Raw genomic sequence first — 22,881 nt, forward strand, 5'->3', positions numbered from 1 at the left:
CCCCCCCCCCCCCCCCCCCCCCCCCCCCCCCCCCCCCCCGCGGGTGTCGAAGCTGCGCCTTGGCTACGGGTCAGTGCGCTCCGTACCCGGTCAGCGAGCGCACTTCGAGCTCGGCGTACTTCTTCTCGTCGGCCGGCTCCTTGGAGAGCAGCGAGCCGATCCAGCCGAGCAGGAAGCCGAGCGGGATGGAGATCAGACCCGGGTTCTCCAGCGGGAACCAGTGGAAGTCCACGTCCGGGAACATCGAGGACTCCTTGCCGGAGACCACCGGCGAGAAGAGCACCAGGAAGACCGACGAGACCAGGCCGCCGTAGATCGACCACAGTGCGCCCTGGGTGGTGAACCGCTTCCAGAACAGGCTGTAGAGGATCGTCGGCAGGTTGGCCGAGGCGGCGACCGCGAAGGCGAGCGCCACCAAGCCCGCGACGTTGAGGTCACGGGCGAAGACGCCGAGCACCACGGCCACGGTGCCGATGCCCACGGTCGCCCAGCGGGCCGCGGAGACCTCTTCCTTCTGCGTCGCCTCGCCCTTGCGGATGACGTTGGCGTACAGGTCGTGGGCGAAGGAGGACGAGGAGGCGAGGGTGAGACCGGCGACGACGGCGAGGATGGTCGCGAACGCCACGGCCGAGATCACCGCCAGCAGGATCGCACCGCCGGCCGAGTCGGGCCCGCCGCCGACGTCCTGGGCCAGCAGCGGCGCGGCCGTCGTGCCCGCCTTGTTGGACTCGATGATGTCGGTGCGCTTGAGCAGGGCGGCGGCGCCGAAGCCCAGCACGATCGTCATCAGGTAGAAGGCGCCGATGATGCCGATGGCCCAGTTCACCGAGCGGCGGGCGGCCTGCGCGGTGGGAACCGTGTAGAAGCGGATCAGGATGTGCGGCAGGCCGGCGGTGCCGAGCACCAGCGCGATGCCGAGCGAGATGAAGTCGAGCTTGCTCGTGGCGTCCACGCCGTACTTCAGTCCGGGCTCAAGGAACGCCCCGCCCATGCCGCTGTTCTCGGCGGCCTCGCCGAGCAGCCTGGAGATGTTGAAGTCGAACTTCAGCAGCACCAGGAAGGTGATCAGCAGGGTGCCGGCGATCAGCAGCACCGCCTTCACCATCTGGACCCAGGTGGTGCCCTTCATGCCGCCGATCGAGACGTAGAGGATCATGACGACGCCGACCAGCACCACGATGAGGACCTTGCCCGCCTCGCTGGTGATGCCGAGCAGCAGCGAGACCAGCACGCCGGCGCCGGCCATCTGGGCCAGCAGGTAGAAGATCGACACCACGATGGTGGAGACGCCGGCGGCGGTACGCACCGGGCGCTGCCGCATCCGGTACGCGAGGACGTCGCCCATGGTGAACCGCCCGGAGTTGCGGAGCGGTTCGGCGACCAGGAGCAGCGCCACCAGCCAGGCCACCAGGAAGCCGATGGAGTACAGGAAGCCGTCGTACCCGGAGAGCGCGATGGCGCCGGCGATGCCGAGGAAGGACGCGGCGGACATGTAGTCGCCGGAGACCGCCAGGCCGTTCTGGAAGCCGGAGAACTGCCGGCCGCCGGCGTAGAAGTCGGTGGCGTCCTTGGTCTGCTTGCCGGCCCATACGGTGATGCCGAGGGTCACCAGGACGAAGCTGACGAACAGCGAGATGATCAGCGGCCGGTGCTCGCTGACGCCTTCGACGGCCAGGTGCATCGTCTGCATCACGACTTGCCCTCCAGGCGGGACTTGATGGCCTGGGCGCGCGGGTCGAGCTTGGCGCTCGCGTGGCGTGAGTACCACCAGGCGATGACGAAGGTGGACAGGAACTGCAACAGGCCGAAGACGAGGGCCACGTTGATGTTGCCGACGACCTGCTTGCCCATGAAGTCGCCCGCGTAGTTGGACAGCAAGACGTACAGCGTGTACCAGCTCACGAAGGCGATGGTGAGCGGGAAGGCGAACGAGCGGTGCGCGCGGCGCAGTTCGGCGAATTCCTGGCTCGACTGCACCTGGATGTAGTCGGGCTGCTCGGCAAGGTGCGCCGAGTCGTGGGGCGGTGCGGGGTCCACGGTCTCTCCTGACGTGGCGACTGGCTGGAAACGGATCACCGTCGGACGCAACCGGCGGGCGCCGGTGGCCGCTGCGATCGGGGATCGGGCACGAACTCGAAGGGGCGAGGGGGATCGTGCGGTGGCGACGTGTGGGGGGACGGAGCGACGTACGAGTAATGAGTGATCCAGGTCACGCATGGTAGGCCCCGTTAGCGCCAGCGAACAGGGGACGGGCGCGGGAAAAACAGAAGATCCATTACGGCGCTGTGGCCCCGCGTGTCACTCGGCTGGCGGACTCAGGTTTTTGCACGTCATCCATTGCTGGACAGCCTTGAGCAACGCTAGTTTCACTCGTCATATAACCGGCCCGGCGCGCTCGGCGCGCGGGCAACCCTCCGGAAGATGGGAAGAGCCTTCATGGCCCACCTGAGTTCCAGACGCCGGCGCGCCCTGCTCGCGGTGCCCGTCGGGATCGCGCTCACCGCGTCCCTCGGGTTCCTGCCTGGCGCGGCGTCGGCCACCTCGCAGGACGCGCCCACTTCGGCCACTGCCGCGCGCACCGACGGGCCGTCCCTGTCGTACGTGGTGAACACGACGGCCGACAAGGCCACCGTGAACAAGGTCAAGAAGGAGATAGCCAAGGCCGGTGGCAGCATCGTCGCCAGCTATCCCAAGATCGGCGTCATCGTGGTGCACGCGCCGGCGACCGGCTTCGCGGAGAAGATACGTACCGTCAAGGGCGTCCAGTCGGCAGGCTCGACCCGCACCGCCCCGCTGACCTCGGCCGCGACCACCGACGTCGGCAAGCCGGAGAAGATCAAGGCGCCCCGGGTGACGGCGCAGAGCGAGGCGAAGGCGCTGGCCAAGGGCCAGGAGCCGCTGGAGCCCCTCCAGTGGGACATCCCCGCCATCAAGGCGGACCAGGCTGCGAAGGTCAACCCGGGCAAGAAGAGCGTCACCGTCGCCGTGATCGACACCGGCGTGGACGACACCCACCCCGACCTCGCGCCGAACTTCGACCGCAGGGCGTCCGCGAACTGCGCGGGCGGCGTGCTCGACACCTCCAAGGGCGCGTGGCGCCCGTACGTGCCGGCGGACGACTACCACGGCACGCACGTGGCCGGCACGATCGCCGCCGCGCGCAACGGCGTCGGCGTCGCCGGTGTCGCGCCGGGCGTCAAGGTCTCCGCGATCAAGGTCAGCGACCCGAAGACCGGCCTGTTCTACGCCGAGAACGTGGTGTGTGCGTTCGTCTTCGCCGCCGAGAAGGGCGTCGAGGTCACGAACAACAGCTACTACGTCGACCCGTGGATGTTCAACTGCAAGGACGACCTGGACCAGAAGGCCATCGTCGACGCGGTGGGCCGGGCCGCGAAGTACGCGCAGGACAAGGGCGCGGTGAACGTCGCGTCGGCCGGCAACTCCAACTTCGACCTCGGCGCGAAGTCCATCAAGGACACGTCGAGCCCGAACGACTCGCAGGCGGTCGACCGCAACATCGACCCGACCAAGTGCCTTGACGTGCCGACCCAGTTGCCCGGTGTGGTCACCGTCTCGGCGACCGGCGTCAACTCGCTCAAGTCGTACTACTCGAACTACGGCCTGCACCCGTCGGACGCCGCCGGCCAGATCGACGTGGCCGCCCCCGGCGGCGACCGCCGCCAGGTGCCCGAGCTGCCCGCCAAGGACGGCCGCATCCTGTCCACGCTCCCGGAGGGCGACTACGGCTACCTCCAGGGCACCTCGATGGCGGGCCCGCACGTCGCGGGCGTCGCGGCGCTGCTGCGCAGCGCGCACCCGTCGTCGAGCCCGCAGGAGGTGCAGTGGCTGCTGAAGCAGCAGGCCGACAACCCGGGCTGCCCGACCGCGCCGTACGACCCGGACGGTGACGGCAAGGTGGACGCCACCTGCACCGGCACCAAGCACGTGAACAGCTTCTACGGCTACGGCATCGTGGACGCGCTGGACGCGGTGCAGGAGTAGGTACGGCGCGGGCCCCGGCGGGGGCCGGTAGCGCCGTCGGTCCAGGGGGCCGGGCTGCCCGATCGGGGCGGCCCGGCCCTCGGCCGTGCGGCGGCCACGACTGACCCGCTCGTTGGGCGCCTCCCCCAACCACCGCGCTGACCTGGGCTTTTGCCTTCTTCTCGACGGCTGGATCGGAGGCCGCGACAGGGGCCGGACGGAGTTATCCACAGGGCCGAACGCGTGTGCCGTCCTGCCGCTACGCTGCGGAGTCGAAGGGTCACGAAGATCGGAATTCCGACCCGCCGGTTGTGGAGGGGGAGATACCCGATGCAGGGAGTGGAGGCCGCGGTCCTGCGGTTGGCGACCACCGTGGTGACGGTGCTCGCCAAGTCGCTGCTGGCCAAGGGGGCGGGGCTGGTGGCCAGGCCGGTGCGGCCGGGCGGTGTGCTGCGGCGCCCGCGGGAGTTGACGGAGCGGGAGACCGACCGGCTGGTCACGGCGCTGGAGCGGCGGCTGGCCGACGCGTGCCGTGCCGCACCGGAGCCGGCGCGGCACGCCGCCGCCACGGCCGTCGCGGACGCCTTCGACCGGGCGGGCCCGTTGGACCTGGAGTTGCTGTTGCAGCTCCGGCTGGAGCCGGAGGCGTTACGCGGGCACGTCCTGCGGGCGGACGGCGCGAGGGCCGGAAGCGCGGGCCCGTCGTCCCCCGCGCGGGAAGGGCGACCGGGCGCGCCGGCCGCGGCCGGGCTCGGCGAGGTCGAGACCGCGCTCTTCGACCGGCTGCTGGACCACTGCTGCCTACACCTGACGGAGTACGTGACGGCGCTGCCGGAGTTCGCGGCCCGCAGCCAGGTCGATCTGGTGCGCCGCAGCGGAGAGCTCACGGACTCCGTCGCGGACGTACGACGCAGGCTCGGCCCGGGGCCTGAGCGGCTGGCGGCGGAGTTCGAGGAGCGGTACGTCGCCTTCGTCCAACAGACGCACAGCCGGCTCCAGTTGTTCGGCGTGACGCTGAGCGACGCGGGGGCGGAGTGGGCGTTGGACGCGGCGTACATCAGCCTCACGGTCAGCGACGTCTCGCTGCGGCACGACTTCGAATTCCCCGAGCTGCCGGCCGAGGCGGTACGGGTGGAGCACGCGCTGGCCCACACCTCCCGGCTGCTACTGCGCGGCCCGGCCGGTTCGGGCAAGAGCACCCTGACGCAGTGGCTGGCGACCCATGCGGCCCGCCGCAGCTTCGGCCCGGAGCTGGCCGACTGGAACCTGTGCGTCCCGTTCGTCCTACGGCTGCGCGCCCTCGTCCGCCGCGCTGAACTCCCGCTCCCCCAGGACTTCCTGTCGAGCATGGGCAACCCGCTGGCCGGGGCGGCGCCGGAGGGCTGGGTCGAGGGCCTGCTGACGTCGGGGCGCGCGTTGGTGCTGGTCGACGGCGTGGACGAGGTGCCCAAGGCGCTCCGCAAGCGCGCCGAGACCTGGCTCAAGCACCTGGTCCTCGCCTACCCGAACGCGCGTTACGTGGTCACCACCCGCCCCTCGGCGGTGCCGGACGGCTGGCTGGCCCCGGACGGCTTCCGCTCGCACTCGCTGCTGCCGATGAGCCGGGACGACGTCCAGCGCTTCGTCAGGCACTGGCACCGGGCCGCCCGACAGGAGATCGGCGGACGCCCGTCGGATCAGACAACTCTGGACAGCTACGAACAGGCCATGCTCCAGGCCGTGACCGACCGCCGCGAACTGGCCAGGCTCTCCACCAACCCGCTGATGTGCGCCCTGCTGTGCGCCCTGAACCGGGACCGCAGGATGCACCTCCCGCGCGCCCGCAAGGACCTGTACGACGCGGCGCTGGAAATGCTGCTGGTCCGGCGGGACACCGAGCGGGAGATCCAGGCCGTCGAGGGCGTCGAACTCACCCGGGACGAACAGACGCTGCTGCTCCAGGAGTTGGCGTACTGGCTGATCCGCAACGGCCAGACCCAGGCCAGCCGGGAAGAGGCCGTCGCCCTACTGGAGGACACGCTCGCGGCCATGCCGCAGGTCCGCGACCAGGGCGACGCCGACCAGGTCTTCCGCCATCTCCTGATCCGCAGCGGCCTGCTCCGCGAACCGGAAGCCGGCGCCGTCGACTTCGTGCACCGCACCTTCCAGGACTACCTGGCGGCCAAGGCAGCGGTCGAGGCCAGAGACTTCGGCCTGCTGGCAGACAAGGCGCACGACGACCAGTGGGAGGACGTCGTACGGATGGCCGTCGGCCACGCCCGCCCCGACGAATGCGCCCGCCTGCTCCGCCGCATCCTCCGCCGCGCCGACCGGGTCAAGAAGCACCGCCACCGCCTCAACCTGCTGGCCGCCGCCTGCCTGGAGCATGCTCCGCGGCTGGATCCGGCGGTGCGGGAGGACATTGAGGGGCGGCTGGAGGAACTGGTTCCGCCGTGGGACTTCGAGGAGGCGGAGGAGTTGGCTCGGGCGGGAGAGTTGGTGCTGGATCTGTTGCCGAGGAACCTGACCGATCTGGAGGAGGAGAGCGCTGCTGCGGTGGTGCGGACGCTGTGCTTGATCGGTGGGCCGACGGCTTTGGGGCACTTGAGGCGGCACCGGGGGGACCAGAGGCCGATGATCGAGGTTCAGCTCAGTCGTGGGTGGGCGCACTTCGACGCTGAGGAGTATGTCGATTCGGTGCTGTCGCACGTGCGGGGAGTGAGCTTCCTCAATGTGCAATCAGGGGAAGAGACCGCACAACTTCATCAGTTGCCGCACTTCAAGCGGATCAACGTCCACGGTTCGCTCCACGCCTTTCGTGATCTCCCACACGACATGACCGCGCTCGCGCTCATCAACAATCCGCACCTTGACGATCTTTCGCCACTGAGTCGGTTTGCCCAACTCGATGATCTCGGCCTGCACAGATGCCCCAAGGTCACCGATCTCGCTCCGCTCGCGTCCACAGGCCTGACCGGGCTTTCGCTCTACGACACCGCGGTGAAGGGCCTAGAGCCACTCCGGCATCTGCCGCAACTCACCCGGCTCAACATGACTCCAGGCGGCGAACTGCTCGACCTAGCGACGCTGCCGGTCGGTCCCCAGCTCACCACTCTCCGACTCCACGGCTACGACGAAGTGCATCTTCAGGGCATAGAGCGCTGGCCCGATCTCCAGGTGCTCGCCGTCTCCGGGGTCACCCGCGCGGAGGAACTACAGCACCTGACCCACCTACCGAACCTGGCCCAGTTGGCAGTGGACAGCCACCCCGATCCCGACCTGGAAGCGTTGGCCGCGCTGGAGAACTTGCGGAATCTGCACCTTGTCTTCTGCGCACTCCCCCGCGGCTTGGCGGCCATGCCGGCGCTAACGAATTGCACGCACCTGTTCCTTTGGGGCTGCCACGCCCCGGACCCCATCGACCTCGCGCCCCTACGCGATATGCCGAACCTCACCGTCAAGGTCCAGGACACCCCCGTCATCAACGACCACCTCATACCCCCGGAGCGCCTGATCCGGCCCCGGCAGCGGCCCCGTCGCTGACGTACGGGACAACACGGCGGAGGCCAGCCCGAACTGCGCCGCCACGTACGTGAGCATGATCCAGAACTGGGGCACCGGGAGTTGGGGCCAGTCGGCGATGCCGGTGGCGATCAGGGTGTCGGAGAGGAGGAAGAGGGCGCCGGCGGTGCCGGCACGGGGGCCGAGGCGGAGGGCCGCCAGGGCCATCGCGGTGAGCAGCAGGCTGTAGACGGCGACCGGTGGCCGGAGGTCGGCCGCCAGGCCGGGCCAGAGCACGGCGACGGTGGCGAGCCAGGCAGTGGCGTAGCCGGCGGTGAGGAGCAGCACGGTGCGGCGCGGGACGGTGGTGTTCCCGGCGCGGGCGAAGAGGGCCAGGTAGCAGAGGTGGCCGGCGGCGAAGGAGGCCATGCCGGCGAGGAAGGCAGGTTCGCCGCCGAGTTGCAGCAGGGTGTCGCCGCCGCAGCCGAAGAGCAGGGCAACGACGAGCAGCCGGGGCCCGCGGCGGAACAGCACGTACGCCGCGAGGGTCGGCATCAGTGCGGGCTTGGTCGTGTGCGTCAGCGCTTCGGCGTCGGCGAGTAGCGCGCCGAGGTGGACGAGGGCAAGGAGGGCGAAGGCGAGGAGCGCGACCCGGGCCCGGCGGGCTGCGGTGTCGGTGCGCGGGCCGGCGTTCATGCGGCGCGGTTGGCGGGCTCGGTCGGGCCGGCGGCCTCGGAGCAGGCCGGGGCCGACTCGGCCGGACCGGCAGGCGCGGGGAGGGAAGGCGCGGGACCGGCGGGCGCGGGGAGGGAAGGCGCGAGACCGGCGGGCGCGGGGAGGGAAGACGCGAGACCAGCAGGTGCCGGCTCGGCGGGCACGGGACAGGCAGGCGCTGGAGCGGTGGGCTCGGGAGCGGGGGGCATGGGACTGGTAGGAGGCACGGGGCCGGTGTGAGGCACAGGCTTGGCAGAAGGTGCCGGTGGGGTCGCCGCAGGCCCTGGCTGTTCCGGTTGCCAGCCGGGGCCGCGGAAGAGGTGGCCGGCGCGGGCTCGCCAGGTGGTGGCCGTGGTGAGGTCGCGGGCGATGGCGACGTACTCGTGGGTGGCCACGCGGAGTGGATTGTGGGTGTGGATGTTCTTGGTGAGGCCGTAGACGGGGCGTTCGGTCTCGGGCACGAAGGTGCCGAACATCCGGTCCCAGACGATGAGGATGCCGCCGAAGTTGCGGTCCAGGTAGCCGCCCTGGGAGGCGTGGTGGACGCGGTGGTGGGAGGCCGTGTTGAGCACGTACTCGACGGGCGCGGGGAGGCGGCGGACGCGTTCGGTGTGCACCCAGAACTGGTAGACGAGGTTGACGCCGGAGAGGAAGGCCACCGCCGCCGGGTGCACTCCGCACAACACCAGCGGGACGTAGAACGGCCACACCGTCAGCGAGGTCCACGGCTGACGCAGCGCAGTGGTGAGGTTGAACCTCTCGCTGGAGTGGTGCACCACGTGGCACGCCCACAGCACGCGGACCACGTGGTGGCCGCGGTGCGACCAGTAGTAGAGGAAGTCCTGGGCCAGCAGCATCAGTGGCAGGGTCCACCACAGCACCGGCACCCGAAGGGGGGTGAGTTCGTAGATAACGGAGTAAATCGCAACAATCGGTATCTTCCACAGGAAATCAAAGAAGACGCTGCCAATGCCCATCGTCACGCTGGTGGCGGCGTCCCTCGGGTCGTACCCGGCAGCATCGGCGTCGGGACGCAGCCGGTAGCTCACCATCTCGGCGGCTGCGAGCAGGACGAACGCCGGTATGGACCAGAGCACGACATCGGGTAGCTGCGGCATGTTCGCACGATAGGTGCCGGTCAGCGCGGTGGATAGATGTTGTTACTCGCGGGTTTCGAAACTCGGTAAGTACGGGCTGTGGGACGGCTCGTGGGGCAGGTTGTGCGGCAGGTCCCGGCACGCGGCCGGCCCGGCCGCAGGCCCCGGAGGCAAGGACGGCCGGGCCGGCGGAGGGCGGGGGCGGCGGGGGGCGGCGGGGGGCGGCGGGGCCAGTCTGATCAAGTGGCGACCGCGGTCGAGTACCGGCACGAGAGGACCGGCGCGAGAGGATCCGTGCGGCGCCCCGCGCTGCGCCCGGTCGCCGGTCCAACCGCTCTTTTCGGCCGAACCGTTGTACCGCCCCGGACCTCACCACGCTTCCGCGTAACGGGAGTTGCCGCAGGTCACGGGCGGCCGGGCGGCGGGCGGCCGGCTCCGGTCCCGGCGGCCGGACAGCGCGGGGCGCGCCCGCCGCGATCGAGTGTCAGTGGTGGCCCGTATCCTCATGAACCATGCTTGAAGACCGACCGGTAGCCGCACCGCGGATCCCCCCACAGTCCGCCCCGTCGTCCCCGTGGCCGGCCGCCTACCCCGAGGGGTACGCGGTCGTCGACGTCGAGACCACCGGACTCGCGCGCGATGACCGCATAGTGTCGGCCGCCGTGTATCAGCTAGACGCCCGCGGCGAGGTGCAGGACCACTGGTACACGCTGGTCAACCCGGAGCGCGACCCGGGCCCCGTCTGGATCCACGGGCTCACCAGCGCGGAGTTGGCCGGCGCCCCACTCTTCCCGGAGATCGCCGAGGAGTTCGCCCGCCGCCTGGACGGTCGGGTGCTCGTCGCGCACAACGCGGTCTTCGACTGGTCCATGATCGCCCGCGAGTACGCCCGGGCGAAGAGCACGGCCCCCGTCCGGCAGCGGCTGTGCACCATCGCGCTCTCCAAGGAGCTGGGCCTCCCGCTGTCCAACCACAAGCTGGAGACCCTGGCGGCGCACTACGGCGTCGTGCAGCAGCGGGCCCACCACGCCCTGGACGACGCCCGGGTACTGGCGGAGACCTTCCGGCCCAGCCTGCACCTCGCCGCGGCCTCCGCGCTGCGGCTACCGCTGCTCGCCTGCCAGCCGCTCACCGAATGGTCGGACACCCCCGCCCGGCCGCCGGGCCAGCGCTCTGGTTACCGGCCGACGAGTTGGCGGCCCAGCCGGAAGCGGCCCGCGTGCCCGTATCCGAACCCCGGCCGGTACGCGCCCGGTGGCACGCTGGTGCAGGGCATGCGGGTGGCCTTCTCCGGCGACACCTCGGTCGACCGCGAGCTCCTTGAGGACCGTGCCGTGGACGCCGGGTTGCACGTGGCGACCAGCGTTTCCCGCCTCACCAGCGTGCTGGTCACCAACGACCCCGACTCGCCCACGTCCAAGGTGGTGAAGGCCCGCTCGTTCGGCACCCCGGTGATCGACGAGGCGGCGTTCATGCAACTGCTCCAGGACGTGGCACCCGCGCCGACCAACGTCCGCTGAGCGGCAGGGCCCGCGAGCCGGGCCGCTGGTCCGGGGCCCCGCCCGGTGCCGAGCCGACGGCGCCCACTGCTTCGTGGTGGGCGGTGCTTCGTGGTGGACGGCGCCTGCCCGGCGGGTGCGGCGGTCCGGCGGGTGCGGCGGTCCGGTCTGGTCGTACGGCTGGGCTCCGGCGAGCCACCGCGTAGGCTCCGGCGACCCGCCGCGTGGGGTAAGGCGACCTGCCGCGTGAGGTGGGGCGGGCCGTCGCATGAGGTGGGGCGGGTCACCGCGTGGGCGGGCGTGGCGGGGGCAGGGGCGGCCGAGTGAAGGGGCAGCCGGCGGCCGAGTGTCGGGGACACCAGGTCCGGGAGCCGGCCGGGCGCCGGGGCAGTCGGGCGTTTCGCCACCGGCGGGCGCCCCGCTCGTTTCCGTGGCGCGGCCGAGTTGTACCGTCATGGGGTGTACCGCTTCCTGTTGACCCGGCAGTGGGTGATCCTCACCCTGGTGGGGCTCGTCCTCATCCCCGTGATGATCAAGCTGGGCTTCTGGCAGCTCAGCCGGCACGAGCAGCGGGTCGAGCACAACCGTCAGGTGTCCAAGAGCCTGGACGCGCCGCCCGTTGCCGTCGAAGAGCTCGCCGCCGTCGGCCGGGACGTGCCGAAGAAGGACGCCTCCCGCAAGGTCACGGCCGTCGGCACGTACGACACGCGCCACGAGGTCGTGGTGCGCCAGCGCACCGGTTCGGATGACCAGTCCATCGGCTACTTCGTGGTCACCCCCCTCCTGCTCGCCGACGGCAAGGCGGTGCTGGTCAACCGGGGCTGGATTCCGGCGCCCGGAAACCTGACGCAGTTCCCGAACGTTCCGGCGCCCCCGACGGGCAAGGTCACCGTCAGCGGGCGGCTCAAGGCCGACGAGACCAGCGGGCGCAGCGGCATCAAGGACAAGAAGGGCCTGCCGCCCCGCCAGGTGATGCTCATCAACAGCGAGCGCCAGGCCGAGGCGGTCGGCCGCCCGCTGCTCGGCGGCTACATCGAGCTGACCGGTTCCCGGCCCGCGGGCGAGGGCCAGCCCGATCCGGTGCCCGCGCCCGACACCAGCGGCATCGGTCCGCACATGGCGTACGCGATCCAGTGGTGGCTGTTCACGACCGCGGTGCCGGCCGGTTGGATCGTCCTCTTCCGCAGGGAACTGCGTGACCAGGCAGCGGCTGCGGCCAAGGCCGCCAAGGCCGCCGCGCAGGCTGAAGAAGAGGCAGCGGCAGCGCCGGAGCAGGGCGGGAACGAGGACGCGGACGGGCCGGGCGACGGGCCGACCGGCGGCACCCCCGCGGCCACCACCCGCGAAGCCACCGGCGAAGCCGCCGACACCCCCGCGGCCACCACCGCCACGTCTGACACCTCCGACGCCGACCGGCCCCCCGCCCCCGCATCCGAAGCCGGGGCGAAGGCCGACGCCGGCACCGGTCACGACGGGCCCCCGACGGCGCAGACCCGTACGGAATCCGATGACCGTACGGAATCCGACACCTCCACGAGGTCAGACGACCGTACGACGAAGCCGGGCAACCGTGCGGTGCCCGATGATCGTACGAAGCCTGACGCGGGTACGGAGCCTGCCAGCCGTACGAAGTCTGACGCCCGTGCGGAGCCTGCCGGCCGTGCGGAGCCTGCTGGCCGGAGTGTCGAAGACGGCCCGGACCCCGACCGCGCCGCCGTCTCCGCGAGCGCCCCGCGCCCCGACGGCGCCTGAGCCGACCGGCACCGCGCCGCACTGCCAAGACCCCTCCCCGCCCCTACCGCGGCCCGCACGCCAAGTGCCCCGTGTCGGCCGAACGGCCGCGCCCCCGAGTAGCGGGCGGTGGCGCGGGAAGACGGCTCGGCATGGCTTCTTCCATCGAGGACTACGCCCTGATCGGTGATCTACAGACGGCGGCGCTGGTCGGGCGGGATGGTTCGATCGACTGGCTGTGTCTGCCCCGGTTCGACTCCGGCGCCTGCTTCGCCGCGCTGCTCGGCGACCGCGACAACGGGCACTGGACCCTCGCGCCGGCGCCCAGCGGCGGCAGCCACGCGCCCGGCACGGAAGACACCGACCGGTCCGCCGGCACGACCGGCCCACCGGCCAGCGCCACCGGCAACCACCCACCCCTCAGCCACCCGCCCCACAGACACCCGGCCGACGACCACGCCCCGCACGACGCAACCCCCTCCCCCGCCCCCGAACCGGCCCCCGCCCCAACCCACTGCACCCGCCGCGGCTACCTCCCCGACACGCTGATCCTGGAGACCGTCTGGGAGACCGAGTCCGGCGCGGTGCGGGTGCTCGACTTCATGCCGCAGCGCGATCAGGCCCCCGACCTGGTCCGCATCGTCGAGGGCGTGCGCGGTCGGGTCGAGATGCACAGCGTGCTGCGGCTGCGCTTCGACTACGGCCGCGTGGTGCCGTGGATGCGCCGGTGCGACGGGCACCGGGTCGCGGTGGCCGGCCCCGACTCGGTGTGGCTGCGGAGCGTTCCGCAGGTGCCGACGTACGGGCGGGACTTCAGCACCCGCTCTACGTTCACCGTCGCCGCGGGCGAGCGGGTCGCGTTCGTCCTCACCTGGCACCCCTCGCACGACCCGCGGCCCAACCTCATCGACCCGTACGAGGCCCTGGAACACAGTCGCGCGGACTGGTGCGCTTGGACCGCGCAGTGCACCTACCAGGGTCCGTACCGGGATGCGGTCATCCGCTCGCTGATCACCCTGAAGGCACTGACGTACGCGCCGACCGGCGGCATCGTGGCGGCACCGACCACCTCGCTGCCGGAGGAGCCGGGCGGCGTGCGCAACTGGGACTACCGCTACTGCTGGCTGCGGGACTCCACGCTGGCCCTCGGCTCACTGATCCGCACCGGCTACACCGAGGAGGCCGCGGCCTGGCGGGACTGGCTGCTGCGCGCGGTGGCGGGTGATCCGGCCGACCTCCAGATCATGTACGGGCTCGGCGGCGAGCGCCGGCTGGCCGAGACCGAACTCGGCTGGCTCAGCGGGTACGCGGCGTCCGCACCGGTGCGCATCGGCAACGACGCGGTCAACCAGCTCCAACTCGACGTCTACGGCGAGGTCATCGACTCCCTCGCGCTGGCCCGCACGGCCGGACTGCCGGCCACCGCGACCGCCTGGAGTCTCCAGCGCGCCCTCCTGGAGTTCCTGGCGGCGCAGTGGCGCGAGCCCGACGAGGGGCTGTGGGAGGTGCGTGGGCCGCGCCGGCACTTCGTGCACTCCAAGGTGATGACCTGGGTGGCGGCCGACCGCGCGGTGCGCGCCCTGGAGCGTGACCCCACGCTGCGCGGCGACGTCGAGCGCTGGCGGGCGATGCGGGACGAGGTGCACCACGACGTGTGCACCCGCGGGTTCGACGCCGAGCGGGGCACCTTCACGCAGTACTACGGCTCGACCGAACTGGACGCGGCGACGCTGCTCATCCCCCGGGTCGGGTTCCTGCCGCCGACGGACCCGCGGGTGGTGGGGACGGTGGACGCGGTCCGTGCCGAACTGTGCGAGGACGGGCTGCTGCGCCGCTACAGCACGTCCGGCGCCCCCGTCGACGGGCTGCCCGGGGGCGAGGCGCCGTTCGTGGTGTGCTCGTTCTGGCTGGCCGACGCCCTCCAGTTGACCGGACGTACGGAGGAGGCCACCGCGCTCTTCGAGCGGCTGCTCGCGCTGCGGAACGACGTGGGGCTGCTGGCCGAGGAGTACGACGCCCGGCGCGGGCGGCAGCTCGGCAACTTCCCGCAGGCGTTCAGCCACATCGGTCTGGTGGGGACCGCCCTCGCCCTGGCGGGGCAGGGCGGGGCAGACTGAGCCCATGGATCTTGGACTCAAAGACCGGGTGTACATCGTCACGGGCGGCACCCGCGGCCTGGGCAACGCCTCCGCACGCGAGTTGGTCGGTGACGGCGCGAAGGTCGTGATCACCGGGCGGGACGCGGACAAGGCCGCCGCCGCAGCCGCGGAGCTCGGCCCCGAGGCGCTCGGCGTGGCCGCGGACAACGCCGACCCCGAGACGGCCGCGCGGTTGATCGCCACCGCACGCGAGCGCTTCGGCCGCTTCGACGGCATCCTCATCAGCGTCGGCGGCCCGCCCGCCGGCACCGCGGCCGAGAACACCGACGCCCAGTGGGAGGCGGCCTTCGAATCGGTCTTCCTCGGCGCGGTCCGACTGGCGCGTGGCGCCGCCGCCGAACTGTCCGAGGGCGGGGTCATCGGCCTGGTGCTCTCCGGCTCCGTGCGGGCCCCCGTCCCGGGCCTGGTCATCTCCAACGGGCTCCGCCCCGGACTCGCCGGGTTCGCGAAGTCGCTGGCGGGCGAGGTGGGGCCGCGCGGCATCCGGGTCGTCGGCCTGCTGCCCGCACGCATCGACACCGACCGGGTGCGGGAGTTGGACGGCCTCGCCGCCGACCCGGCCGCGGCCCGCGACCAGCACTGCGCCGCGATCCCGCTGCGCCGCTACGGCACGCCGCAGGAGTTCGGCCGGGCGGCGGCGTTCCTGCTCTCGCCCGCCGCTTCGTACCTGACCGGCGTGATGCTCCCGGTGGACGGTGGCGTGCTGCCGGGCCTCTGACCGGCCCCGGGTCCGGCTCCTGCCTGGCCCGGCTCCTGCCCGCCCTCGCCAGCCGCCCCCGGCGCACGGCGGTTCCGCCCGGGGATTCCCGTACGAACCTTCCGTACGGGCGATTCCATACGGGCAACGCTGTACGGGCAACGCTGTACGAGCGATTCCGTCCGGACACTCCTACGGACCTTTCCGTACGTGCTGTTTCCGTATGGGGTGTTTCCGTGTGAACCGGATGGAATCGCCGTACGCCGTGGTCGAGCGTCACGCCCGTGCCCGTTCGCCTGAGCCCCGCGGCCGTGATCTTCGTCGTGGTGCGGGTCGGTCCTCCGCGCCTAGAGTGCCCGGTCGTGACCAGCGAACTATCGGATGAGCGGGCCGGCGAAGAGCTGCGGGCCATGGCGAGCACGGCGGGGTACGGGGCGGCTGCGGCCTCCCTGGTCGAGCAGTACGAGGGCGTGTCGTTCGAGGACGTGCACCGGGAGGTGCTCGGCCTCATCCCGCAACGGCCGCTGACCGTGCTGGACGTCGGGGCGGGCAGCGGCCGGGACGCGGCGGCGTTGGCCGCCCGCGGGCATACGGTCGTCGCCGCCGAGCCCACGCCCGAACTCCGCGCCCTGGGCCGGGACCGCCACGCCGACCAACCCGTGCAGTGGGTCGACGACGCACTCCCCGACCTACCGGGACTCACCGCGCAGGAGCGGCGCTTCGACCTGATCCTGTCGACCGCGGTGTGGATGCACCTGGACGCGGAGCAGCGGACGGCCGCGATGGCCACCCTGGTCGGGCTGCTCGACGCCGGCGGCCAGCTCGTCCTGACGCTGCGGCACGGCCCGGTGCCCGCCGGGCGCCGCATGTTCGCCGTCTCGGGACAGGAGACGATCGAGCTCGCCCAACGGCACGGACTGGCTGTCATCCACCACTCACACCGCGCTGACCTGCATGGGCGTGCCGGAGTCGAGTGGACCGAGGTGGTGTTTCGGCACGCGCCGCTGCACCACCGGCAGGCGACCGAGGACGATCTGCCCGCGCTGGTCGCCCTGCGGGACCAGGCGGCCCGCTGGCAGATCGCCCGCGGCATCGCCCAGTGGCGCCCCGGCGAACTCGGCGTCGAGCACTTCCGCGAACGGCTCCGGACCGGCGAGGTCTGGCTCGCGACGCTCGGCCCGCGCGGTCCGATCGCCGGCGGCTGGGAGCTGTGCTGGGAGGACCCGGCCGCATGGGGCGACCAGCCCCCGGTCGCCGGGTACGTGCACCGGCTGATGACGGACCGTCGCGTCGCACCGCCGGGCACCGGCCGCCACCTGCTCGCCCACGCCGAGTCCCGCATCGCCGCGGCCGGCCGCGCCCGCTGCCGACTCGACAGCCTGTCCGACAACGTGGGGCTGCGGACGTACTACGAACGGGCCGGCTACCGCGCCGTCGGCGAGAACGTGAAGGAGGGCGGCCCGCGCGGCACCTACGGCGTGACGCTGTGGGAGAAGGACCTGTGAGCGGGACCGCACGCTGACGGCACGGCCGCCCCGTACCCTCCGCTCCCCCACCCGCCCGTGGCCGTCAGCTCACCCGCTCCGCGCGGTGTCGTACCGACCTCAGTCGGACCTCGGCCGGGAGCTGGTCGAGGCCCGCGGAGGTGCGGGCATGTTCCAGGGCTTCGGACTGCAACCGGGCCAGGGTCTCGGCCGGTTCGGCATGGGCGGCCAGGACCAGGCGGACCCGGGCCTCGGGCGCGGTGCGGCGGCCCCGGAGCGTGACCCGGGCGCGCTCCACGCCCTCCATCGCCTCGGCCTCTTCGGTCAGCACGCCCTCAAGCGCGCGGCCCCGCAACACGGCGCCGGCCCCGTCACCGCTGGGCACCAGGATCTCGTTCAACCGTCGCCGTCGGGACTGCGCCAACAACCACCACAGGGCCAGCAGGACGACCAGCGCCAGGCCCGCGATGACGGCCGGCCACCACCAGCCCTCCTCCCGCCAGCGGCGCCGGTCGTGCCGGGTGAGCAGGACGTCGTCGGGCCCGTCGAACGGCCAACTGCCGGGCAGCGTGAAGCCCCACCGGCGCTGGAGATCGAGCCCGCCGATCAGCACGGCCGCGCCCAGCGCGATCAGGACCGCGCCGGCCAAGGCCAGCAGCACCCGGTTCACGGCCCGCACCCTGGCCCGCCCCACCGCCGGCTTCGCCGCCATCTTCCGCCTCATCTCTTCGTCGGCCGTCGAACCTGAACCCGCAGCCCCGGCCGCCGGGCCAGGCCGAGGTGACGGATACCGTCGTCGAGGGCGGCGTCCAGGTCCGAGCGCACCTCGTCCAACTCCCTGAAGTGCGCCTGGGCCCGTACGGTGACCCGTCGCCTTCCGGCGTCGACGCGGACCGTGCGGACCCCGGGCACCCCCATCGCCCGGTCGCGCAGTACGAGGGCGGCTGCCGAGCGGTCGAGCCCGGCCCGTACCTGTGGGTCGGGGCGCATGGGCAACACCCCGCGCCGGCCCGGGGTGAGTGCCAGTACGAGCAGCCACAGGCCGAGCGCCACCGCGACCGCGGCGCCGGTCACCACCCAGACGTCGTCCAGCGGCCGGCTGGCCAACTCGTCACCGAGCCTGCGCCGCCACCGCATCGCCGTCCGGTCGGCCCGCACCGCCGCCACGTCGTACAGCAGCAGCCCGCTCGCACCGAGCACCACCAGTGCGAGGACGGCGGCCGGTACGCGACGGGGCGACCAGAAGCGGCGGGCGCGTTCGGCCGCGCCGGGTGCCGGGGTGTAGCGGGCCGCCACGGCGGGCGGTCCCGGCGGGGCGCCGTCGGCCGGCCCGCCGGCCGAGCCGTCGGCCGATCCATCAACGGTGCCGGTGGGGTCGGCGGCACTGGCGCCGGCGGCTTCCGACGGGCGGGCCGCGGGGTCCGGCGGTGAGTCCTCACCGTGGTCCGACGGGGTGGTGCCGCCCGCCGCGGCCTTCTCCAGCAGAGGCGGGCGCCGGGACGCACCGGCGGCGGGCACAGTACGACCGGCGGCGGGCACCGCGAAGCCCGCGGGGTCTGTGGTGGGGGTGCTGGGTGTCGCGGGTGCGGCACCGGCGGCGGGTGTGACGGGAGTGGCGCTCCCAGATGACTCGGCGGGTCCAGGTCCGGGTCCGGGTTCAGGGCCGGGTTCAGGTTCGAGTCCAGATCCGGATCCAGGTCCAGGGCTCGATCCAGGTCCAGGGCCCGATTCAGGTTCGACCGGACCCACCCGCGGGGGCTCCCCACGTGGGTGGCCGCCGCCGTCCTCGTCCTCGGCCCGCCCTGCGTCCGCGTCGCTCACTGCGCCCTCCCCCGGGCCGCGCCCGCCGGCGCGTACAGCCGCTCGACCGTGACGGCCACCTCGCGTACGTCCATCCCGGCCAGCGTCCTGACCCGGCCGCTCACCTGACGGCGCACGGCGCCGCACTGGGCACCGATGTCGGACGGGTAGCCGAGTTCGACGGCGACCCGCACCTTGGCCTCGCCGCGCAGGCCGTCGCGGCCGGGGCGGTCGCGCACCGCGACCGCGGCGTGCGGGGGTTTGCCGCCGGCGCGGCGTACGTCGCTGGCCGGTCGTAGTGCCTCGCGGGCCGCCTGCGAGGCGATCTTCGCGATGACGCGGTCGGCGATCCGCGTCGAGCCCCGTTCAGCGGAGTGCACCACGCGGCCTCACCGCCGTCGACCGTCGCGCTCGCGGGGGCGGAAGAAGTCGCCCAACTCCAGGTCTCCGTCGAGGAACTTGCCTGCCACGAACCCGATCAGTCCCAACGCCGCCACCAGTAGAAAGGCGCCGAAGCCGCCGAAATATCCGGCGAAGCCCAGGGCCATTCCGGCGGCCAAGCCGACCACGGCCATGCTCATGTGAACTCCCTCCGCTCCACCGCGCCCCGAGGACGGGCCGGCTACTGGAGCCGTGACTCCGACTCGTCGTCCTGCTCGTCGGGCAGCTTCACGTCGCTGACCACGATATTCACTTCGACGACCTCAAGGCCGGTCATCCGCTCGACCGCGGAGATGACATCTTCGCGCACGTTGCGCGTGACGTCGCCGATGGAGACGCCGTAGTCGACCACGATCTCCAGGTCGAGCGCCGTCTGGACCTCGCCGACCTCGGCCTTGACGCCGCGCGTGACGGACCTGCCGCCGCCGGGCACCCGGTCGCGCACCGCGCCGAAGGTGCGCGCGAAGCCGCTGCCCATGGCGTGCACACCGGGCACCTCGCGTGCGGTGATGCCGGCGATCTTCTCGACGACGCCGTCGGCGATCGTGGTCTTGCCACGGGACGCCGGCGCACCACCGCCCCTGGGCGTCGAGGCTCCCGGGGCCGTGTTCTGCGGCTGCTTCTGTGCCGTTTCCGTCATCGCGCATCGTCCCTTTCCCTGTGTGGCGGAGGGAGCGGTCTGACCGTTCCTTCCACCACCGTAGGCGGGCCCACTGACACTCGCCCGCGGGGCGCGGCAGTCGTGCGAACGGCCGCGCTCCGGGGTGGGTCGGGGCCCGCGGGAGCCGTTCGGTACGGCACGCTGAGCGGCGGGCGCAGCAGCGTCCGCAAGCGGGAAGGGCGGCGGAGCCGTGGTGGCAGACGCGTTGACTCAGGCGGTACGGCAACAGCTCAGGCTCGGCAGGCTCCTGCCGCTCGGCACGGCGGAGGACGGGGCGTGGCTGACCGAGCACGCGGCGGCGGGGGCCTTGCGGACGGCGGCGGCGACCGTGCCCGGCACCCGCGTCACGGGGTTGCGGATCGACCTGGCCGACCCCGCCGACGCGGCCAGGCCCGCGGTACCGGCGCCGCCGACGGCCCTGGCCCCGGGCCCGCTCCGGGTCTCGGGCGAGTTCCTGGCCACGGCGGACCAACCGCTCCCCGCATCGGCCGAGAAGCTGCGGGCCGTGCTGCACGCCGCGGCGGTCGACCGGCTCGGCCTCGCCGTGACCACGGTGGACCTACGGGTGACCGGTCTGCTCGACGGCTCGGACACGGAGCCGCCGGGCTCGGCGGACGTACTCGATGAGCTGGCTGAACTGGCTGACACCGCCGAGACCACCGAGGTCGTCGGCGCGTTCCTGGCCGGCGACGCGGACGACCTCCCCGACGGGGGCGACGTGGCCGGGTCGGCTCTGCTGGACGGGGCGGCCGGGGCAGCAGGTGCGGCTGGACGCGACTCGGCCGGCGGCCCCGGCAGCGCCCGTACGACGGACAGTGCGGCCGAGGCCCGTACGACTCCGCACGGCCGTGCAGCCAGCGACCACACCGCGCACGGACCGAGCGGACCGATCGGGCCAACAGGAGCCACCGGAGCCACCGGAGCCACCGGAGCCACCGGACTGAGTGAACAGGCCGGACCGCTGGGGCCGCACCCATCGGAGCCGGAGCCGCCCCGCGCCGGCCGCCGCCCCGCGGCGGCGGTGTCTGCGGAAGAGCGTGTCGCGGCGGCCGTGGCAGCGGTCCCGGGCGTCGCCGGCCTCGCGCCGGCGCTCGGTGGGCTGACCAGGCCGGTACGGATCGAGACCGGGCCGCGCGAACAGTCCGGCGCCGCGGGCCACAGCGGCCGTGACGACGACGGGCCAGGGGGGCAGAGCGGCGGCCACCCCGCGGGAGCGGGCGCGCCGTCCCCCGCCTCGGGGCCGGCGACCGCCTCGGTCGCGCGCCGGCACGTACAGGCACAGGTGGCGGTCGCGGCCGGCCACCGGCCGGTCACGGTGGCCCGCGCGGTACACGAGGCGGCCCGGGCCGCCCTGGCCCCGGACCCCGCCGAGCGGGCCGGCGTCACGGTCGCGGTGCTGGTCACGGCCGTTGAGCACACCGCGACCCGGCCCACGGCCCGCCCCGCAACCCCGGCCACGAACCACCCCACGGAACAACCCACGCCCCCGACCACGGACCAACCCACGGCACGAGCCGCGAACCAAGCCGCAGACCAGGCACCCGCCGGATGAGCCCCCGCCCGACCCCCGGACGGGACCGGTACGGCGGATCGGCCGCCGGCGCTGCGGGCTACTCCGCCAGACCCGCCAGGTCACGCAGCCGGCGGCCCTGCGCGGCGCGCTCGGCCGCCCGCTGTTCGTCGAAGTCGCGGTCCAGCGCGCCCCGCAGCAGCGCCTTCGTCTCGATCACCGCATCACGGGGCGCGGCCAGCAGCGCGCCGGCCAGGTCCTGCGTCGCGGCGTCGAGTTCGGCGGCCGGCACCACCAGGTTGGCGAGGCCGGTGCGCTCGGCCTCGGCCGCGTGGACGAACCGGCCGGTGGCGCAGATCTCCAGCGCGCGGGCGTACCCGACGAGGGAGACCAGTGGGTGCGTACCCGCAAGGTCGGGCACCAGGCCAAGGCTGGTCTCACGCATCGCGAACTGTGCGTCGTCGGCACAGATCCGCAGGTCACAGGCGAGCGCAAGCTGGAAGCCGGCGCCGATGGCATGCCCTTGAACGGCGGCTATGCTGACGATGTCCGTGCGCCGCCACCAGGTGAACGCCTCTTGGTAGGCGGCGATGGTGGCGTCGAGCTCCGCCGCGGAGCTGCGGCCCAGCTCGATGAAGGAGGGCTCACCGGGGAAGCCCTCAGGGGTGAACGCCTGTCGGTCGAGGCCCGCGGAGAAGGACTTTCCCTCTCCGCGCAGCACCACGACGCGCACGTTGCCGGGCACCGAACGACCGGCCTTGATCAGAGCCCGCCACAGGGCGGGCGACTGCGCGTTGCGCTTGGCCGGGTTGGTCAAGGTCACCGTGGCGATGGCGTCATCGACGGTCAGGCGTACGCCGTCCGTGTCGAGCAGGGTCACAGAAGCCTCCGGTCGGTCGGCAGCGGTCACTACAGCCGTAAGTTAACTGCACAGTAACCACTGGTCCGACCGGACCGCCGACCGGGTGTCGCTACCGGCGCGCGCGACGCGCGCCGGTGATGTGACCCGGGCTCGGGCGGGACGGGGGTGTTGCGTGTGAGGTGTTGTGTGGCGTCAGGTCGAGGCGGCTTTCTTCCCTCGTGTCGCTCCGCCGCGACCACGCAGCGTCACTCCTGATTCGCTCAGCATTCGATGGACGAAGCCGTAGGAACGGCCGGTCTCCTCGGCCAGCGCTCGAATGCTCGCTCCGGAGTCGTACTTCTTCTTGAGGTCCGCCGCGAGCTTTTCACGCGCGGCGCCGGTTACCCGGCTGCCCTTCTTCAGAGTCTCGGCCACCCGTGCCTCCTCATGGGAAGTGCGCTATGGGACTCTCATGATCACCCCTAGCCGCGCTCCTGGCCACCCATTCGACAAGGTCGACGTCGCCGGGTTCCGGTCAGAAAGCGGCCAGGAGCGCGCCGGAACACGAAAATCCGGATGCTTGTACGGCTGCGTCCATTCGGAGTGCATCGCGAAGCGGCAGGTCAGACGCGACGCCCACGGACCCGCCGGGAAGGCTCCGGCGCTACGCTGCGTGCGCGCGCCCATACCGTGGTGACGCGCCGGGGTACGAGCCCTTCTCACTCAGATGAAGGATCACGACTCGGCCGAATGATCCAGAACGCTCCGATCACCACCGCGCACGGT

The 22,881-nt window shown here is 72.5% G+C and carries 18 protein-coding genes and 1 pseudogene; 8 read left to right on the forward strand and 11 right to left on the reverse strand.

Annotated features, from left to right (window positions below; translation table 11 throughout):
* Nucleotides 1-70: 70 nt before the first annotated feature.
* Together ACMA1D_RS01545 and ACMA1D_RS01550 are read right to left on the reverse strand one after the other, a co-directional pair.
* On the reverse strand, nucleotides 71-1,690 hold the full coding sequence (locus ACMA1D_RS01545; RefSeq protein ID WP_414722235.1) for a cation acetate symporter: 1,620 nt from the start codon (nucleotides 1,688-1,690) through the stop codon (nucleotides 71-73).
* Nucleotides 1,690-1,983, reverse strand: coding sequence for a DUF485 domain-containing protein (locus ACMA1D_RS01550; protein ID WP_414722236.1), 294 nt, complete (start codon nucleotides 1,981-1,983; stop codon nucleotides 1,690-1,692). Before ACMA1D_RS01550 ends, ACMA1D_RS01545 begins: the two co-directional genes overlap by 1 nt.
* Before the next feature lie 453 nt (nucleotides 1,984-2,436).
* Here ACMA1D_RS01550 and ACMA1D_RS01555 point away from each other — a divergent pair, with 453 nt between their 5' ends.
* The gene (locus ACMA1D_RS01555) at nucleotides 2,437-4,002 is read left to right on the forward strand and encodes a S8 family peptidase (RefSeq protein ID WP_414722010.1); all 1,566 of its coding nucleotides are present in this window, start codon (nucleotides 2,437-2,439) and stop codon (nucleotides 4,000-4,002) included.
* A gap of 309 nt (nucleotides 4,003-4,311) precedes the next feature.
* Nucleotides 4,312-7,503: an NACHT domain-containing protein gene (locus ACMA1D_RS01560; protein ID WP_414722011.1), complete on the forward strand. Its 3,192-nt coding sequence runs from the start codon at nucleotides 4,312-4,314 to the stop codon at nucleotides 7,501-7,503.
* Here ACMA1D_RS01560 and ACMA1D_RS01565 read toward each other — a convergent pair.
* Nucleotides 7,393-8,157, reverse strand: a complete 765-nt coding sequence (locus tag ACMA1D_RS01565; protein WP_414722012.1) for a lysoplasmalogenase — start codon at nucleotides 8,155-8,157, stop codon at nucleotides 7,393-7,395. The two genes, ACMA1D_RS01560 and ACMA1D_RS01565, sit on opposite strands and share 111 nt — an antisense overlap.
* Before the next feature lie 197 nt (nucleotides 8,158-8,354).
* Nucleotides 8,355-9,293: pseudogene (locus ACMA1D_RS01570) on the reverse strand (sterol desaturase family protein); the annotation flags it as partial.
* 491 nt (nucleotides 9,294-9,784) lie between these two features.
* Between ACMA1D_RS01570 and ACMA1D_RS01575 the strand changes: the two are divergent.
* The 5 genes from ACMA1D_RS01575 to ACMA1D_RS01595 all read left to right on the forward strand — a co-directional run bounded on the left by ACMA1D_RS01575 (nucleotide 9,785) and on the right by ACMA1D_RS01595 (nucleotide 16,863).
* A complete protein-coding gene (locus ACMA1D_RS01575; protein ID WP_414722013.1) occupies nucleotides 9,785-10,792 on the forward strand; it encodes a DEDDh family exonuclease in 1,008 nt (335 codons plus the stop codon).
* A gap of 438 nt (nucleotides 10,793-11,230) precedes the next feature.
* Nucleotides 11,231-12,523 (forward strand): SURF1 family cytochrome oxidase biogenesis protein, encoded by a 1,293-nt coding sequence (locus ACMA1D_RS01580; protein WP_414722014.1) that lies wholly within the window; start codon nucleotides 11,231-11,233, stop codon nucleotides 12,521-12,523.
* Nucleotides 12,524-12,654: 131 nt separating this feature from the next.
* Entirely contained in the window at nucleotides 12,655-14,619 is a 1,965-nt protein-coding gene (locus ACMA1D_RS01585; protein ID WP_414722015.1) for a glycoside hydrolase family 15 protein, read from the forward strand.
* A 4-nt stretch (nucleotides 14,620-14,623) separates the two neighbouring features.
* On the forward strand, nucleotides 14,624-15,379 hold the full coding sequence (locus ACMA1D_RS01590; protein WP_414722016.1) for an SDR family oxidoreductase: 756 nt from the start codon (nucleotides 14,624-14,626) through the stop codon (nucleotides 15,377-15,379).
* 341 nt (nucleotides 15,380-15,720) lie between these two features.
* On the forward strand, nucleotides 15,721-16,863 hold the full coding sequence (locus ACMA1D_RS01595) for a methyltransferase domain-containing protein (RefSeq protein ID WP_414722017.1): 1,143 nt from the start codon (nucleotides 15,721-15,723) through the stop codon (nucleotides 16,861-16,863).
* Between the two features lie 64 nt (nucleotides 16,864-16,927).
* On the opposite strand, the gene amaP is transcribed toward ACMA1D_RS01595, so the two are convergent.
* From amaP to ACMA1D_RS01620, 5 genes are all read right to left on the reverse strand, one after another.
* Nucleotides 16,928-17,554 carry an alkaline shock response membrane anchor protein AmaP gene (gene amaP, locus ACMA1D_RS01600; protein WP_414722018.1) on the reverse strand — a complete coding sequence of 209 codons (627 nt, stop codon included), beginning with the start codon at nucleotides 17,552-17,554 and terminating at the stop codon, nucleotides 16,928-16,930.
* Nucleotides 17,555-17,562: 8 nt separating this feature from the next.
* Nucleotides 17,563-18,360 carry a DUF6286 domain-containing protein gene (locus ACMA1D_RS01605; RefSeq protein WP_414722019.1) on the reverse strand — a complete coding sequence of 266 codons (798 nt, stop codon included), beginning with the start codon at nucleotides 18,358-18,360 and terminating at the stop codon, nucleotides 17,563-17,565.
* Between the two features lie 299 nt (nucleotides 18,361-18,659).
* Complete coding sequence (locus ACMA1D_RS01610) at nucleotides 18,660-19,022, reverse strand: Asp23/Gls24 family envelope stress response protein (protein ID WP_414722237.1); 363 nt, start codon at nucleotides 19,020-19,022, stop codon at nucleotides 18,660-18,662.
* A 9-nt stretch (nucleotides 19,023-19,031) separates the two neighbouring features.
* Nucleotides 19,032-19,223: a hypothetical protein gene (locus ACMA1D_RS01615; RefSeq protein ID WP_187064119.1), complete on the reverse strand. Its 192-nt coding sequence runs from the start codon at nucleotides 19,221-19,223 to the stop codon at nucleotides 19,032-19,034.
* Nucleotides 19,224-19,264: 41 nt separating this feature from the next.
* Nucleotides 19,265-19,723 carry an Asp23/Gls24 family envelope stress response protein gene (locus ACMA1D_RS01620; RefSeq protein ID WP_414722020.1) on the reverse strand — a complete coding sequence of 153 codons (459 nt, stop codon included), beginning with the start codon at nucleotides 19,721-19,723 and terminating at the stop codon, nucleotides 19,265-19,267.
* 214 nt (nucleotides 19,724-19,937) lie between these two features.
* Between ACMA1D_RS01620 and ACMA1D_RS01625 the strand changes: the two genes are divergently transcribed.
* The gene (locus ACMA1D_RS01625; protein ID WP_414722021.1) at nucleotides 19,938-21,296 is read left to right on the forward strand and encodes a hypothetical protein; all 1,359 of its coding nucleotides are present in this window, start codon (nucleotides 19,938-19,940) and stop codon (nucleotides 21,294-21,296) included.
* Nucleotides 21,297-21,354: 58 nt separating this feature from the next.
* Here the strand turns inward: ACMA1D_RS01625 and ACMA1D_RS01630 are convergent, their stop codons facing one another.
* Both ACMA1D_RS01630 and ACMA1D_RS01635 read right to left on the reverse strand, forming a co-directional pair.
* Nucleotides 21,355-22,134, reverse strand: coding sequence for an enoyl-CoA hydratase/isomerase family protein (locus tag ACMA1D_RS01630; RefSeq protein WP_414722022.1), 780 nt, complete (start codon nucleotides 22,132-22,134; stop codon nucleotides 21,355-21,357).
* A gap of 174 nt (nucleotides 22,135-22,308) precedes the next feature.
* The gene (locus tag ACMA1D_RS01635) at nucleotides 22,309-22,530 is read right to left on the reverse strand and encodes a helix-turn-helix domain-containing protein (RefSeq protein ID WP_176160981.1); all 222 of its coding nucleotides are present in this window, start codon (nucleotides 22,528-22,530) and stop codon (nucleotides 22,309-22,311) included.
* Between the last annotated feature and the right edge of the window lie 351 nt (nucleotides 22,531-22,881).

Origin of the sequence: Streptomyces sp. 796.1 (genome assembly GCF_047525675.1) — a bacterium.
In the GTDB taxonomy this organism is placed as follows: domain Bacteria; phylum Actinomycetota; class Actinomycetes; order Streptomycetales; family Streptomycetaceae; genus Streptomyces.